General features: G+C 65.0%; 13 protein-coding genes. 7 read left to right on the top strand and 6 right to left on the bottom strand.

The features are described 5' to 3' along the window. Positions 1 to 17: 17 nt before the first annotated feature. Positions 18 to 1,328, bottom strand: a complete 1,311-nt coding sequence (gene algD, locus ACXI0U_RS18620) for a GDP-mannose 6-dehydrogenase (RefSeq protein ID WP_479550666.1) — start codon at positions 1,326 to 1,328, stop codon at positions 18 to 20. A gap of 747 nt (positions 1,329 to 2,075) precedes the next feature. Next, a complete protein-coding gene (yaaA, locus tag ACXI0U_RS18615) occupies positions 2,076 to 2,855 on the bottom strand; it encodes a peroxide stress protein YaaA (protein ID WP_043240000.1) in 780 nt (259 codons plus the stop codon). A 288-nt stretch (positions 2,856 to 3,143) separates the two neighbouring features. Between yaaA and ACXI0U_RS18610 the strand changes: the two genes are divergently transcribed. From ACXI0U_RS18610 to moaE, 6 genes are all read left to right on the top strand, one after another. Then, positions 3,144 to 4,310 carry a tetratricopeptide repeat protein gene (locus ACXI0U_RS18610; RefSeq protein ID WP_043240283.1) on the top strand — a complete coding sequence of 389 codons (1,167 nt, stop codon included), beginning with the start codon at positions 3,144 to 3,146 and terminating at the stop codon, positions 4,308 to 4,310. A gap of 58 nt (positions 4,311 to 4,368) precedes the next feature. Then, positions 4,369 to 5,499: a polysaccharide deacetylase family protein gene (locus tag ACXI0U_RS18605; RefSeq protein WP_431482638.1), complete on the top strand. Its 1,131-nt coding sequence runs from the start codon at positions 4,369 to 4,371 to the stop codon at positions 5,497 to 5,499. A gap of 331 nt (positions 5,500 to 5,830) precedes the next feature. Next, positions 5,831 to 7,222 carry a PhoH family protein gene (locus ACXI0U_RS18600; RefSeq protein WP_021220898.1) on the top strand — a complete coding sequence of 464 codons (1,392 nt, stop codon included), beginning with the start codon at positions 5,831 to 5,833 and terminating at the stop codon, positions 7,220 to 7,222. 116 nt (positions 7,223 to 7,338) lie between these two features. Beyond that, positions 7,339 to 7,809 carry a cyclic pyranopterin monophosphate synthase MoaC gene (gene moaC, locus ACXI0U_RS18595; RefSeq protein ID WP_374978856.1) on the top strand — a complete coding sequence of 157 codons (471 nt, stop codon included), beginning with the start codon at positions 7,339 to 7,341 and terminating at the stop codon, positions 7,807 to 7,809. A 2-nt stretch (positions 7,810 to 7,811) separates the two neighbouring features. Next, positions 7,812 to 8,060, top strand: a complete 249-nt coding sequence (locus tag ACXI0U_RS18590; protein ID WP_479550665.1) for a MoaD/ThiS family protein — start codon at positions 7,812 to 7,814, stop codon at positions 8,058 to 8,060. A gap of 1 nt (position 8,061) precedes the next feature. Next, complete coding sequence (moaE, locus tag ACXI0U_RS18585; protein WP_479550664.1) at positions 8,062 to 8,526, top strand: molybdopterin synthase catalytic subunit MoaE; 465 nt, start codon at positions 8,062 to 8,064, stop codon at positions 8,524 to 8,526. A 9-nt stretch (positions 8,527 to 8,535) separates the two neighbouring features. On the opposite strand, the gene ACXI0U_RS18580 is transcribed toward moaE, so the two are convergent. Continuing rightward, positions 8,536 to 8,697 (bottom strand): hypothetical protein, encoded by a 162-nt coding sequence (locus tag ACXI0U_RS18580; protein WP_021220894.1) that lies wholly within the window; start codon positions 8,695 to 8,697, stop codon positions 8,536 to 8,538. Between the two features lie 323 nt (positions 8,698 to 9,020). On the opposite strand from ACXI0U_RS18580, the gene ACXI0U_RS18575 reads away from it, so the two are divergent. Further along, positions 9,021 to 9,797: an ABC transporter substrate-binding protein gene (locus tag ACXI0U_RS18575; RefSeq protein ID WP_479550663.1), complete on the top strand. Its 777-nt coding sequence runs from the start codon at positions 9,021 to 9,023 to the stop codon at positions 9,795 to 9,797. Between the two features lie 278 nt (positions 9,798 to 10,075). Here the strand turns inward: ACXI0U_RS18575 and ACXI0U_RS18570 are convergent, their stop codons facing one another. From ACXI0U_RS18570 to ACXI0U_RS18560, 3 genes are all read right to left on the bottom strand, one after another. Continuing rightward, on the bottom strand, positions 10,076 to 10,717 hold the full coding sequence (locus tag ACXI0U_RS18570; RefSeq protein ID WP_479550662.1) for a helix-turn-helix transcriptional regulator: 642 nt from the start codon (positions 10,715 to 10,717) through the stop codon (positions 10,076 to 10,078). A 73-nt stretch (positions 10,718 to 10,790) separates the two neighbouring features. Then, complete coding sequence (locus ACXI0U_RS18565; protein WP_479550661.1) at positions 10,791 to 11,915, bottom strand: NAD(P)/FAD-dependent oxidoreductase; 1,125 nt, start codon at positions 11,913 to 11,915, stop codon at positions 10,791 to 10,793. Beyond that, positions 11,912 to 12,868, bottom strand: a complete 957-nt coding sequence (locus tag ACXI0U_RS18560) for an ornithine cyclodeaminase family protein (RefSeq protein WP_479550660.1) — start codon at positions 12,866 to 12,868, stop codon at positions 11,912 to 11,914. The genes ACXI0U_RS18565 and ACXI0U_RS18560 overlap by 4 nt, the downstream gene beginning before the upstream one ends. Between the last annotated feature and the right edge of the window lie 211 nt (positions 12,869 to 13,079).

The raw sequence follows: 13,079 nt of genomic DNA, 5'->3' as shown, positions 1-13,079 counted from the left end.
GAAGCTGGTGTCCGGGATTACCAGCAGATGCCTTCGGCCTGTGCGTTGGTCGCCTTGGGCATGAAGCCCACGAGGTCGATCACGCGCTTGCCTTCGGGCGCCCGTTGCGCCAGCGGGGCGAAGAGCTCGTCGCGGTTGCCGAGGACGATGATGTCGGCATCGCCGACCACGCCGTCGAAGTCGCTGTCGAGCAGGGAGGACACATGGGGAATCTTCGATTCGATGTAGTCCTTGTTGGCGCCGTGCACGCGTGCGTACTCGACGTTGCGGTCGTAGATGCGCAGGTCGAAGCCCTTGCCGATGAGCATCTCGGCCAGTTCCACCAGGGGGCTTTCACGCAGGTCGTCGGTACCCGCCTTGAACGACAGGCCGAGCAGGGCGACCTTGCGCTTCTCCTGGGCGGCGATGATGTCGAACGCCTTCTGCACCTGGTAGGCGTTGCTGCGCATCAGCGAGCCGATCAGCGGGGCCTCGACGTCCAGCGAGCTGGCGCGGTAGTTGAGGGCGCGCACGTCCTTGGGCAGGCAGGAGCCGCCGAAGGCGAAGCCGGGGCGCATGTAGTACTTGGAGAGGTTGAGCTTGTGGTCCTGGCAGATCACGTCCATCACTTCGCGGCCGTCGACACCCACCGCCTTGGCGATGTTGCCGATCTCGTTGGCGAAGGTGACCTTGGCGGCGTGCCAGACGTTGCAGGTGTACTTGATCATCTCGGCGACCTGGACTTCCTTGCGGATGATCGGGGTGTCGAGTTCGCGGTACAGGGTTTCCAGCAGGTCGCCGGAGGCCTTGTCCAGTTCGCCGATGACGGTCATGGGCGGGAAATCGTAGTCCTTGATGGCGGTGCTTTCGCGGAGGAACTCGGGGTTCACCGCCACGCCGAAGTCGTCACCGGCCTTCTTGCCGGAGCAGTCCTCGATGATCGGGATCACCACGTTCATCACGGTGCCCGGCAGCACGGTGCTGCGTACGACCACGGTGTGGCGCTCGGACTTGTCACGCAGGGCGAAGCCGATCTCGCGGCACACGCCTTCGATGTAGTCCAGTTCCAGGTCGCCGTTCTTCTTGCTCGGGGTGCCGACGCAGATGAAGGAGACTTCGGTGTCACGCACGGCGGCGGCGACATCGGTGGTGCCGCGCAGGCGGCCGGTCTTGCGGCCTTGCTGCAGGAGCTCTTCGAGCCCGGGTTCGACGATGGGGGACTTCCCGTTGTTGATCAGGTCGATCTTGGTGGTGGAGACGTCTACACCGACAACTTCATGACCACGAGCCGACAGGCAACCGGCACATACTGCACCGACGTAGCCCAAACCAAAGATGCTGATACGCATCGCATTCACCTCATCCATTTAGCACGCTGTTAATTGGTGGCATAATCGCCACTTCCGTTTTGCAGCCGTTACATTCAATTCGTAACTTTCAGCTGCGTGCAGGCATGACAAACACCTGGCACCGAAACTGCGGGTACCTGAAGCGGAGCCTGTGAACAAGCTGGCTCCAAGGGTTCCTGGACTGATTACCTTACTGGCTCTTGTCCCTGGTTCTTGTCAGTCGATCCTGTGTCTAACTTCTCCTCTTAGTTCGCCTGTCTGGTTTCTGGCGCACAACTTCCCCCTCGGAGCATTCCGATACATGGGGGCAGTTTGGAATCACGCTGAAATATTGCGTGAAGAATTAAGTGACGGGGTTATGAGTGTTCGGGTTTTCGGATAGTTCCTACCGTTCGTCATCAATTTGATTTGTTGCAATTCATCGGCTACGGCCATTTGTAATTGCACTTTGATGGCAAACTTTGCGTATTTAAGCGCGCTGGAAAAGTTCCCTGTTTTTAACTTTGGCAAGCGCAGCGGTAGTTCGCTATGGCCCGTGCTAGAGCCTGCGCGTTGTTTACGCAACAGCGCGGAAGTTCCCTGGCCAGTTGTTAGGCAGGCGGTACGTTAGTTCCAGGGGGATTTAAAGTGATGGCACCGAGCCGGTGCGCTGAAGTGGCGGGGGAGAAGAAAGATTGGCCGGTTGGACGACGCCTGGAGGCGTCGCCCAACCAATGGCAGGTTGTGGCGGGAAACGGGGCGGGAGAATCAGTCCTGCGGGGTGTCGCGGAGGAATACCAGCTTGTCTGCCGAGGAGGCTTCGGCGTTGTAGCGGTAGCCTTGGTAGTCGAAGTCCTTGAGGCCTTGCGGGTCGGTCAGGCGCTCCTTGATCACGTAGCGGGCCATCAGGCCACGGGCCTTCTTGGCGTAGAAGCTGATGATCTTGTACTGGCCGTTCTTCAGGTCCTTGAATTCGGTGTCGATGATGCGGGCATTGAGGGCCTTGCGCTTCACCGAGCTGAAGTATTCGTTGGAGGCGAGGTTGAGCAGGATGTCGTCGCCCTGTTCGGCCAGCGCTGCGTTGAGCCAGCCGCTGATGCGCTCGCCCCAGAAGGCGTAGAGGTCCTTGCCGCGGGCGTTGGCCAGCTTGGTGCCCATCTCCAGGCGGTAGGGCTGCATCAGGTCCAGCGGGCGTAGCAGGCCGTAGAGGCCGGAGAGCATGCGCAGGTGGCGCTGGGCGAAGTCGAAGTCGGCCTCGGCGAAGCTCTCGGCATCGAGGCCGGTGTAGACGTCGCCCTTGAAGGCGAGCAGGGCCTGCTTGGCGTTCGCCGGGGTGAACTCCGGGTGCCAGCTGCCGTAGCGCGCGGCGTTGAGGCCGGCGAGCTTGTCGGACAGGTGCATCAGCTCGGCGATCTCGTTCGGCGCCAGGGTGCGCAGTTGCTGGATCAGCTCCTGGGCGTGGTCCAGGTGCTGGGGCTGGGTGTGGCGCGGAGTCACCGGCGGGGTTTCATAGTCCAGGGTCTTGGCGGGGGAAATCACCAGCAGCATGAGTCGTCTCCTTCAGGAATGCGGCGATTCTAGGGATTTGCACCGTTGGGCTCCACCTATGGGGACGATTGACGCTGTCAGGTGTTGCCTGGGCGGGCAGGGGGCCTGCCCCGTGAACGCCTTCTATATAGGGCTTCAGCCCACCGCTGCTGGAGCGATTCCCTCGCCCGGTTGCCACACATCACATTCGGCGCCTGGGGCGTTGCGCTATAGTGCGACGCCCGGCGCATCCGCCGGCCCCCTCTCATCCACTTTGACAAGGAGGTCGTAGTGAAGACCCTCTCGCGTATCGCCCTATCCCTGCTGTTGGCTTCCAGCGCCGCCCTGGCCCAAGCCGAACAGCTGCCCATCGAAGTGCTCAGCGCTGTGGTCAAGGACCAGAAGATCGCGGGTGCCGAGGTGCTGGTGCAGAAGAACGGCGCGCAGACCGCCGCCGGCAAGACCAACGCCCAGGGCCAGGTGACCCTGGACAGCGCCTTCGCCGATGATGCCGACGCGCTGCTGATCATCAAGAAGGACGGCTACTCCAACCTGGTCGCCAAGTGCCCGTGCAAGGGCATGACCTACGCGGTAAGCCCGGTGATGCAGGACCTGGACGGCATGCGCGTGGTGCTGAGCTGGGGCGAGACCCCGGCGGACCTGGACTCGCACATCGCCTTCCCCGGCAACCACATCTATTTCGACGCCAAGGAAGGCACCGACGCCGACCTGGACGTGGACGACACCGACAGCTTCGGCCCGGAAACCATCACCCTGCACAAGAAGCGCTTCGGCGAGACCTACGTGTACGCGGTGCATGACTTCACCAATATCAACAACCCGTCCTCCAAGGCGCTGTCCCTCAGCCAGGCCAAGGTCTTCGTCTATGTCGGCCAGTCCCTGGTGCGTACCTACTACGTGCCGAAGGACCAGCGCGGCAACCTGTGGAAGGTGTTCCGCCTTTCCGGCAACGGCGACTTCCAGGACATCAACACCCTCGAAGGCAGCAAGGCCCAGGACGCCAACTACGTGCTCGGCGACATCGAGCCGCTGCTGGGCAATGGCCAGGACGTGGCTGCCCAGGCCGTGACCCAGGCCGCCCAGGGCGATGCCAAGGCACTGAACAAGCAGGGCGAGGCGGCGTACCACGACGGCAAGCTGGACCAGGCCATCGACCTCTACCGCCAGGCCATCGAGCTCAATGCCAACTTCGGCCAGGCGTACAGCAACCTCGGCCTGGCCTACCAGAAGGCCGGCCGCACCGCCGAGGCGATCTGGGCCAACCGCAAGGCCATCGCCCTGGCCAGCGGCGCCAATGCCGCCACCGTGCGCGCGAGCTCCTACTACAACATCGCGCGCATCTATGAAGAGGCCGAGCAGTTCGACGACGCCCTGCGCCACTACCACCTGGCCAAGGAGCAGAAGGCCAACCCGGTGTACGACAAGGCGATCCAACGGGTTCAGGACCGCCACTGATCCACTATCGGTAACCAGCGCGCCCTTCGGGGCGCGTTTTTCATTGGAGTACGCATTCATGTTCAGAGCCATTTCCCTGGGGCTCGTCCTGGCCCTTGGAGCCGGCAAGGCACAGGCCGCCGGCCCCCGTGCGGTCGCCTTGCTCGACCGCAGCACCTGGCCCGCCGCGCTGGACAGCCCGGCACGTTTCGATGACGCCTCGCGGGCGGAGATCCTGGTGTTCGCCCAGACCCTGCTGCAGAGCGAGACGCTGGATGCCGGCGCCTGGCAGCAGCGCCTGGACCTGAAGGCAGCCAACCTCGATGGCATCGAGACCACGCGCAAGCACTTCTGGGCGCGCCTTGTGGATAACTACCGCCTGGCCAGCCAGGGCTGCACCGCCAGCAGCCCCTTCTGCCCGCCAGCGAACGATGAGGCGGCACTGCGCGAGCAGGCGAAGCGCTTCGATGTGGCACCGGATTCGCCCTTCTTCGCCTGGGTCGAGGCGAGCCGGCGCTTCCACCAGATCTACCTGGACGAAGAAATGCGCCTGGCGGCGCTGTTCCCCCGGGTCAGCAGCGAGATCGGAATGTTCTCCGCCCAGGAGCGCAACGGTGAGGAACTGGCGGACCGTCACTTCCTCCTGACCTTCGACGACGGCCCCACGCCGGTGGGTGGCCACAGTGATCGGCTGACCCCCTGGCTGCGGGCCAATGGCGTCAACGGCACCTTCTTTGTCCTCGGCCAGAGCCTGCAGGCGCGCTTGCAGAAGACCTCCGCCAAGGCCCTGGGCGAGCTGTATGCCGGCCAGTGCGTGGCCTCCCATGGCTGGGAGCACAAATCCCACGCCACTTGGGAGCAGTGGCAGGACTCGGTCACCCGCGTGCAGGCGCTGTTGGGCAAGACGCTGCCGGACAACGCCATGCCGCTGTTCCGCCCGCCCTATGGCCAGCGCAAGGCCGACAGCGCCGCCTTCTTCGCCGGGCAGGGGTTGCAGGTGGCGCTGTGGAACATCGACTCCCAGGACTGGAACGCTCGGGTCAGCGGCGATGCGGCCGGCCAGCGCGTGCTCAGCCTGATGCTGCTGTGGCGGCGCGGGGTGATTCTGTTCCACGACATCCACTCCAAGGCGCAGACGGCGGTGCCCTGGTTGCACGCACAGACGAGCGCGGCAGGGCTGACCTGGGAAGACTGTCGGAGCTATCGCTAGGAAGGGCTGACCGGGCGGTCGGAATGCAGGAAGTGAAGCAGGAGGACTTTCGACTTTAGCGATGGCAAGGGATGACGCCAAGGGTTATTCGTCGCATGGAAAAAAAATTGTCCGGGGGGAAAAAAGTTCTTTTTTCTGTCATCCGTATTGGGTTATTAACGAATCAGACCGCCGAATCCTGAAGACAGGTGGCGGCCACAAGGCCCTCACCTGCGCTTCTCGGGCTCCCCTGGCGACCGGCATGACCCGGCCAGAAGGGGACGGTAGTCCTTCCTCGGCGGAGAGCCGTCATGGCATTCCGTCGCCCGGACCGACAAGAAGGTGACCGAGTATGGATGATCACGGACGCGCCCGCCCCACCGCTCCAACCCTCTACGCCCTCGATACGAACGTTCTGATCCACGATCCCAACGCCATTCTCAACTTCGAAGAACACCACGTGGCCATCCCCATGACCGTGCTGGAGGAACTCGACAAGCTGAAGACGGGCAAGCAAGGCGTAGCCGCCGAATGCCGCCAGGCGATTCGGCTGATCGACAAGATCCTGGGCGGTGCCACGCCCGAGCAGGTTGAGCACGGCGTACCTATCCAGCGGGAAAAGAGCGGCCCCTGCGGCTTTCTCTCGATACTCATGAGCAAGAGCGCAGCCCCCATCACCTGGCTGCCGGAAGACCTCAACGACAACAAGATCATCAACCAGTTGGTGGAGCTGAAGACCCGGCGCCCGGGCATGTCCGTGGTGCTGGTGACCAAGGACATCAACATGCGCCTGAAGGCGCGCGCCTGTGGCATCGATTCGGAGGACTACCACACCGACCAGTTGGTCGACGACGTTTCGCTGCTGTCCCGTGGCTACCACACCATGGCCGGCTCCTTCTGGGACCGCGTCAGCAAGGTGGAAACCCGCCAGGACCACGGCCGCGCCTGGCACCGCGTGCAACTCACCGACAACCTGCCGGCCGTCCACGTCAACGAGTTCATCGTCGACGAACAGGGCTTCGTCGGCTGGATCAAGGGCATCAAGGCCGATGAGCTGCTGATCCTCGACCTGCACCAGGAACCCTTGCTGCACCAGGAAGCCTGGGGCCTGCGCCCGCGCGACATCTACCAGGCCCTGGCGCTGTTCGCCCTGCTCGACCCGGACATCCACCTGGTCAACCTCTCGGGTGCGGCGGGCTCCGGCAAGACCATCCTGGCGCTGGCGGCGGCCATCGAGCAGACCATGGTCAGCAAGCGCTACCGGCGCATCATCGCCACCCGCAGCGTGCAGGGGCTGGACCAGGAGATCGGCTTCCTGCCCGGCACCGAGGCCGAGAAGATGGAGCCCTGGCTGGGCGCCATCACCGACAACCTCGAAGCCCTGCACATGGATGACGAGAGTACCCACGGCAGCGTCGACTACATCCTCAGCAAGGTGCCGCTGCAGTTCAAATCCCTCAACTACATACGCGGGCGCAGCTTCCAGCAGAGCCTGATCCTGATCGACGAGTGCCAGAACCTGACGCCGCACCAGATGAAGACCATCATCACCCGTGCCGGCACCGGTTCGAAGGTGATCTGCCTGGGCAACCTGGCGCAGATCGACACCCCTTACCTGTCCGCGCCCAGCTCCGGCCTTACCTACCTCACCGAACGCTTCAAGGACTTCCCCCATGGTGTGCACATCACCCTGCAGGGCGTACCGCGTTCGGTGCTGGCGGAGTACGCCGAAGCCCACATGTGACGAACGGCCGCCGGGCGGAGCGATCCGCCCGGCGAAAGCCCTTCGATAATCCGCGTATTTGTATACAATCTGCTCCCTGCGGACCACTTCATGGTGACCGCCAGAGGAGCTAAGCAGTGTTGACCCATCTCGATTCCCAAGGCCGCGCCAACATGGTCGACGTCACCGAAAAAACGGTGACTTCCCGTGAGGCAACGGCCGAAGCGCGGGTGCGCATGCGCCCGGAAACCCTGGCCATGATCCAGGCCGGCGGCCACCCCAAGGGCGACGTGTTCGCCGTGGCGCGCATCGCCGGCATCCAGGCGGCGAAGAAGACTTCCGACCTGATTCCCCTGTGCCACCCGCTGATGCTCACCAGCGTCAAGGTCGAGCTCGCCGCCGAAGGCGACGACACGGTGCACATCGTCGCCCGCTGCAAGCTGGCCGGGCAGACCGGGGTGGAAATGGAGGCGCTGACCGCCGCCAGCGTCGCCGCCCTGACCCTCTACGACATGTGCAAGGCGGTGGACCGCGGCATGACCATCGAAAGCGTACGCCTGCTGGAAAAGCTCGGCGGCAAGAGCGGCCATTACCAGGCCGGGGAGTGAAGATGATTCGCGTGCAGTATTTCGCCCGTTACCGTGAAGCGCTCGGCCTCGAAGGCGAGCAGCTTGCCTGGGACCCGGCGTTCGCGAAGCTGGATGACCTGCGTCGCCGCCTGCTGGACCGTGGCGGCGTATGGGAAGTGCTCGACGAACAGAACCTGATGTGCGCCCGCAACCAGGAACTGTGCAGCCTCGACGAGGTGCTGGCCGACGGCGACGAAGTGGCCTTCTTCCCCACCGTGACCGGAGGCTGACATGGGCATTCGCGTACAGGCCAAGGCCTTCGACCCCGGCACCGAACTGAACGCTCTGCATGCGGCCAACGTCGGCGTTGGCGCGGTGGTCGGCTTCGTCGGCTATGTGCGCGATTTCAACGAGGGCCAGGATGTATCCGGGATGTTCCTCGAACACTACCCGGGGATGACCGAGAAGGCCCTGGAGAAGATCGCCGAGGAAGCCCGGCAGCGCTGGCCGCTGCTCAAGGTCGACATCCTCCACCGCATCGGCCGCCTGGAACCGGGCGAGCCGATCGTCTTCGTCGGCACCGCCAGCGCCCACCGCCAGGCGGCGTTCGACGCCTGCAACTTCATCATGGACTACCTCAAGACCCGCGCGCCCTTCTGGAAAAAGGAAGATACCGCCGAAGGCCCGCGCTGGGTAGAAGGGCGCTGCAGCGACCAGGCGGCGGCGCAGCGCTGGGAAGACGACAAGTGCAGCTGAGCCGGCGGCTCAGAGCTCGATGTACATCTTCAGCAGGATGGGCGCGAACATCGAGGCCGTGCCCAGGCCCGTGAGCCAGATGCCCCATTCCCGTTCGCGGTTGCTGAAGCCGATGCCGAGCAGGAGGAAGCCCGCGACCAGCAGGGCGATCATGATGTGCACGTTGTCCATGCCGTTCTCCATTCCATCCGGGTCTCTGCTTGCAGACTAGCCGGCACCTGGGCGCACAGGGCTGACCTGGGTCATGCTGCCTGGCAGGCCGGCTTTTGCGGCCCTGGAAATGAGGCGGACGGCAATTGACGATTTGTACGAATAAGTCCAGAGTGGACAAATAAGTACAAAACAGGGCCGCGTCCATGCACGCCAACCTTCGCCGAACACGCTCCATGCGCCCGCCGGAATCGCCCGGCTGCGTTTCTCTGCCCTCCATCAACGCTCACAAGAACCGGCCTGCCGCCCTGGCGGGCCCTGACATGCATCGCGGGAGTCGCACCATGAAGAAAATCGCACTGCTCGGCGGTATCGCCCTGAGCCTCGTGGCATCCAGCCTGTTCGCCGCCGACAAGCCCTTGCGCCTGGGCATCGAGGCGGCCTATCCGCCCTTCGCCTACAAGACACCGGCGGGGCAGATCGAAGGCTTCGACTACGACATCGGCAATGCGCTGTGCGAGGAGATGAAGGTCAAGTGCCAGTGGATCGAGCAGGAGTTCGACGGCCTGATCCCCTCGCTGAAGGTGAAGAAGGTGGATGCGATCCTGTCGTCCATGACCATCACCGACGAGCGCCGCAAGTCGGTGGATTTCACCCACAAGTACTATTACAGCCCCGCGCGCCTGGCGATGAAGAAGGGCAGTGCGGTGAGCGAGGACTTCTCCCAGCTGGTGGGCAAGACCGTCGGCACCCAGCGATCCACCACCACCGACCGCTTCGCCACCGAGGTGCTGGAGCCCAAGGGCGTGAAGGTGGTGCGCTACAGCACCCAGAACGAGATCTACCTGGACCTGCTCTCCGGGCGCCTGGACGCGGTGCTGGCGGATGCCTTCCCGCTCAACGAAGGCTTCCTCAAGACCGAGAACGGCAAGGGCTACGAGTTCGTCGGCCCGGTGCTGAAGGACCCGCAGTACTTCGGCGAGGGCGCCGGGATCGCCGTGCGCAAGGGCGATGCCGAGCTGCGTGACAAGCTGGACGCGGCCATCACTGCCCTGCGCACCAATGGCACCTACCAGAAGATCCAGGCGAAGTACTTCGACTTCGATATCTACGGGGATTGAAGGGGAGCGGGCGGTGCGATGCGCCGCCCGGGTTCCGGCGTGAGGAGCGTCCGTAGGTTGGCGCCGAGCGCAGCGAGGCCCAACGTTTGCCGGTGGGCCCGATCGCGAATGAATGTGCTCCTACGGGGGGCTACGGGGTGGGTCGGTGCGTAGGGTGGAGGTCGCTTTTTACCTCCACCATGCGGAGGTGGGGTTGGCGATTGGCAGCATGGGTTTCGCTGCGCTCTACGCCATCTTACGGGGCACCGGTGTGTGGGTGTGGGTGAATGAATTGGCCCTTACACCTCGTTGTCGGGTTCTTCCTTGAGTTCGCGCAGGTGCTTGTACACGGTGGCGCGGCCCATGTTGAGGACGTTGGCGACGTAGTTGGCGGCGCTCTTGCCCTTGAAGGCGCCTTCGGCGTGCAGGGCCAGGACCAGTTCGCGCTTGTGCTCGCGGCTGAGCAGGTTGAGGCCGAGCTGGCGCTGGCGCATCCAGTTGTGCAGGAAGGTGTTGATGCGCTCCTGCCAGTCGTCGCGGAACAGCGCGTCGGGCTGGGGGATCAGCTTGCCCGGGGCGAGGAACAGGTCCAGGGCCGCCTTGGCGCTTTCGAACAGCGAGATATTCAGGTTGATGCACAGCACCGCCAGCGGCTTGCCCTTGGCGTCCTGCAGCACGGTGCTGACGGAGCGGATCTTCTGCCCGTCCCAGTTGAGCTTCTCGTAGGGGCCGATATTCCGCGCCTCGCCGCCATCCTCGAGCATGTCCTCCAGCGCCGCGTCGTCGCCGATGCAGCGCTTGGAGATGTTGTTGGCGATGTAGGCGACCTTCTGCGTGCGCAGGTCGTGCACCACCACTTCGGCGTGGGGGAAGAACAGGGTGGCGATGCCGTCGGCTATGGCCCGGAAGTTGTCGAATGCCGGATCGGGACGAGGCGTCATGGAAGGCTCCGCAAAGGCTTGGCCGCGCCCCTTTGGCGCGGCCCGGCGAGTGTGGCGCAAAGCGCGCCGGGCGTCACCTGAGGCGGGCCGGGGAGAGCAGCGCTGCAGTCAGGCCAAAGCGGCCCAGGTGCTCCGGCAACGGCTGACGCAGGATCAGGCTGGCGCTGGCCTCGCCCATGGCGGCGGAGGTCTGGATGCCGTAGCCACCCTGGCCGGCGACCCAGAAGAAGCCCGGCGCCTGGTCGTCGTAGCCGGCGACAAGATCACCGTCGGCGAAGAACGAGCGCAGCCCGGCCCAGGTGCGGGCGGGGCGACGGATGCTCATGTGGGTGTGCTCCTCGATCTGGTGGATGCCCATGGCGATGTCCAGCTCTTCGGGTTGCACGTCGTGGGCGTCCACCGGGTCGGCATTGGCCGGCGAGCCCAGCAGCATGCCGGCGTCGGGCTTGAAGTAGAAGGATTCGTCCAGGCTCACCAGCGCCGGCCAGGCATGGCTGTCGACGCCTTCCGGCGCGGCGAAGATGAAGGCCGCGCGGCGTTTCGGCTGCAGGCCCAGGGGGCGCACGCCGGCGAGGGCGGCGAGGCCGTCGCACCAGGCACCGGCGGCGTTCACCAGCACCGGCGCGCTGAACTCGCCCTGACCGGTGGTGACGCGCCACAGGTCGCCCTCGCGAGCGATGGCCTGTACGTCATGGCCGGTGTGCACGGCGCCGCCGTTGCGGCGGATGCCGCGCAGGTAGCCCTGGTGCAGGGCATCGGTGTCGATGTCGGCGGCGCTGGGGTCGAGCATGGCGCCGAAGACCTTCTCGCGGCGCAGCACCGGCACCAGGGCGCAGGCCTGGTCGGCGTCCAGCAGTTGCACCTCGGCGACGCTCTCGCGGGCGCTGTCGAACTGGCGGCGCAGCTCGTCCGGGTCATCGCTGAAGTCCACCACCATCTCGCCACGGGGCGTGAGGATCGGGTGCTCGCTGAAGCCCTGGGGCGGGTTGTCGAAGAAGGCCCGGCTGGCGCCGGTCAGCGCGCGCACCTGGGGCGTGCCGTAGGCGACGGTGTAGAGCGCGGCGGAGCGACCGGTGGAGTGGTAGCCGGCGTGCTCTTCGCGCTCCAGCACCGCGACCTTGCCCTGGCGCGACAGCCAGTAGCCGGTGGAGGCGCCAGCGATGCCCGCGCCGATGATGATGAAGTCCAGCTGGTTCATGCCGACGCCTCGCATTTGAGGTGATAGAGCGCGTTGGCCAGGGCGACGTCTTCGAGGCCGAGGCCGATGGAGCGGAAGAATACCGGGCGGCGATAGTCGGGGCGCTGCGCGCGGTCGGCGAGCAGCTCGGGCAGGTCACCACGCAGGGCCTCCGCGCTCCAGCCATGCTGTTCGGCGGCGATGCGCATCTCGCCGGCGCTGCCGGGGGTGGTGGCGCGGTAGTCGCAGTAGACATCCATCTCCGCCAGGGCTGCCGGAGGCACTTCATGGGCGCGCGGGGCGTTGGTGCTGATGGAAGTGACCAGGGTGGCGTGGCCGAGTTGGCGTGGGTCCAGCACCGGGGTGGCGGCGGAGGTGCAGAGCAGGATCACCTCGGCGTCGGCCAGGGCGGCGTCCTGGCTGGCGCAGACCTCCACACGCGGGTCGAGGGCGCGCAGGGCGTCGGCCCGCTCGCTGTCGGGCTGCAGGCGTGGCGAATACACGCGCACCTGTTGCCAGGGGCGCAGCGCCAGGCAGTGGCGGATATGGGCGCGAGCCACGGCACCGCTGCCGATCACCGCCAGCTGCGTGACCGCTTCCGGGGCCAGGGCATCGACCGCCACGGCGGTGGTGGCGGCGGTGCGCTCGGTGGTCAGGGTGGCGGCATCGCAGAGCATCAGCGGCTGGCCGCTCTGCATGGACATCAGCAGGGTCCAGGCGGTGACCACGGCGCCGTCCGGGCGTGGCAGGTAGGGCGAGGTCTTGACCCCGTAGACCTGCTCGCGGGCGAGTACGCCGAGGTAGTTGATGAAGTCGCCGCCGCCGGGGAATTCCACCAGTTGCTGCGCGGGCTGCACCGCCTCGCCCGTGGCGAGGTCGAGGAACATGCGCCGCAGCGCCGCCTGCACATCGATGCGGGGCAGCAGGCGTTCGGCTTCAGCGGACGTGACGACCAGAGGGGGGACGCTGGACATGGCGGGGCTCCGATATAAACAATTTGTCCATATTGGAATTTATTGTCTTGATCGGCAATAGGCGGGCGACGGGGCGCAAGGAAATGACGCCTGGGTGAACATTCTTTGGGTGGGAGGAGGGTGGCTTGGGGGAAAGGAGAAGCGGTGGGCTGAAGCCCACCCTACTACTGCTCCAAGGGAGCGGAAATGAAAAAGGCGAAGCCCGGGGGCT

This window comes from Pseudomonas sp. C9D1, from assembly GCF_056491235.1.
This window is presented reverse-complemented; position numbering and strand designations above follow the sequence as displayed.

What these genes read in the sequence shown, in the direction of transcription:
- algD (WP_479550666.1), bottom strand. Translation starts at nt 1,328, where the DNA reads ATGCGTATCAGCATCTTTGGTTTGGGCTACGTCGGTGCAGTATGTGCC.
- yaaA (WP_043240000.1), bottom strand. Translation starts at nt 2,855, where the DNA reads ATGCTGCTGGTGATTTCCCCCGCCAAGACCCTGGACTATGAAACCCCG.
- ACXI0U_RS18605 (WP_431482638.1), top strand. Translation starts at nt 4,369, where the DNA reads ATGTTCAGAGCCATTTCCCTGGGGCTCGTCCTGGCCCTTGGAGCCGGC.
- ACXI0U_RS18600 (WP_021220898.1), top strand. Translation starts at nt 5,831, where the DNA reads ATGGATGATCACGGACGCGCCCGCCCCACCGCTCCAACCCTCTACGCC.
- ACXI0U_RS18590 (WP_479550665.1), top strand. Translation starts at nt 7,812, where the DNA reads ATGATTCGCGTGCAGTATTTCGCCCGTTACCGTGAAGCGCTCGGCCTC.
- moaE (WP_479550664.1), top strand. Translation starts at nt 8,062, where the DNA reads ATGGGCATTCGCGTACAGGCCAAGGCCTTCGACCCCGGCACCGAACTG.
- ACXI0U_RS18580 (WP_021220894.1), bottom strand. Translation starts at nt 8,697, where the DNA reads ATGGACAACGTGCACATCATGATCGCCCTGCTGGTCGCGGGCTTCCTC.
- ACXI0U_RS18575 (WP_479550663.1), top strand. Translation starts at nt 9,021, where the DNA reads ATGAAGAAAATCGCACTGCTCGGCGGTATCGCCCTGAGCCTCGTGGCA.
- ACXI0U_RS18570 (WP_479550662.1), bottom strand. Translation starts at nt 10,717, where the DNA reads ATGACGCCTCGTCCCGATCCGGCATTCGACAACTTCCGGGCCATAGCC.
- ACXI0U_RS18565 (WP_479550661.1), bottom strand. Translation starts at nt 11,915, where the DNA reads ATGAACCAGCTGGACTTCATCATCATCGGCGCGGGCATCGCTGGCGCC.
- ACXI0U_RS18560 (WP_479550660.1), bottom strand. Translation starts at nt 12,868, where the DNA reads ATGTCCAGCGTCCCCCCTCTGGTCGTCACGTCCGCTGAAGCCGAACGC.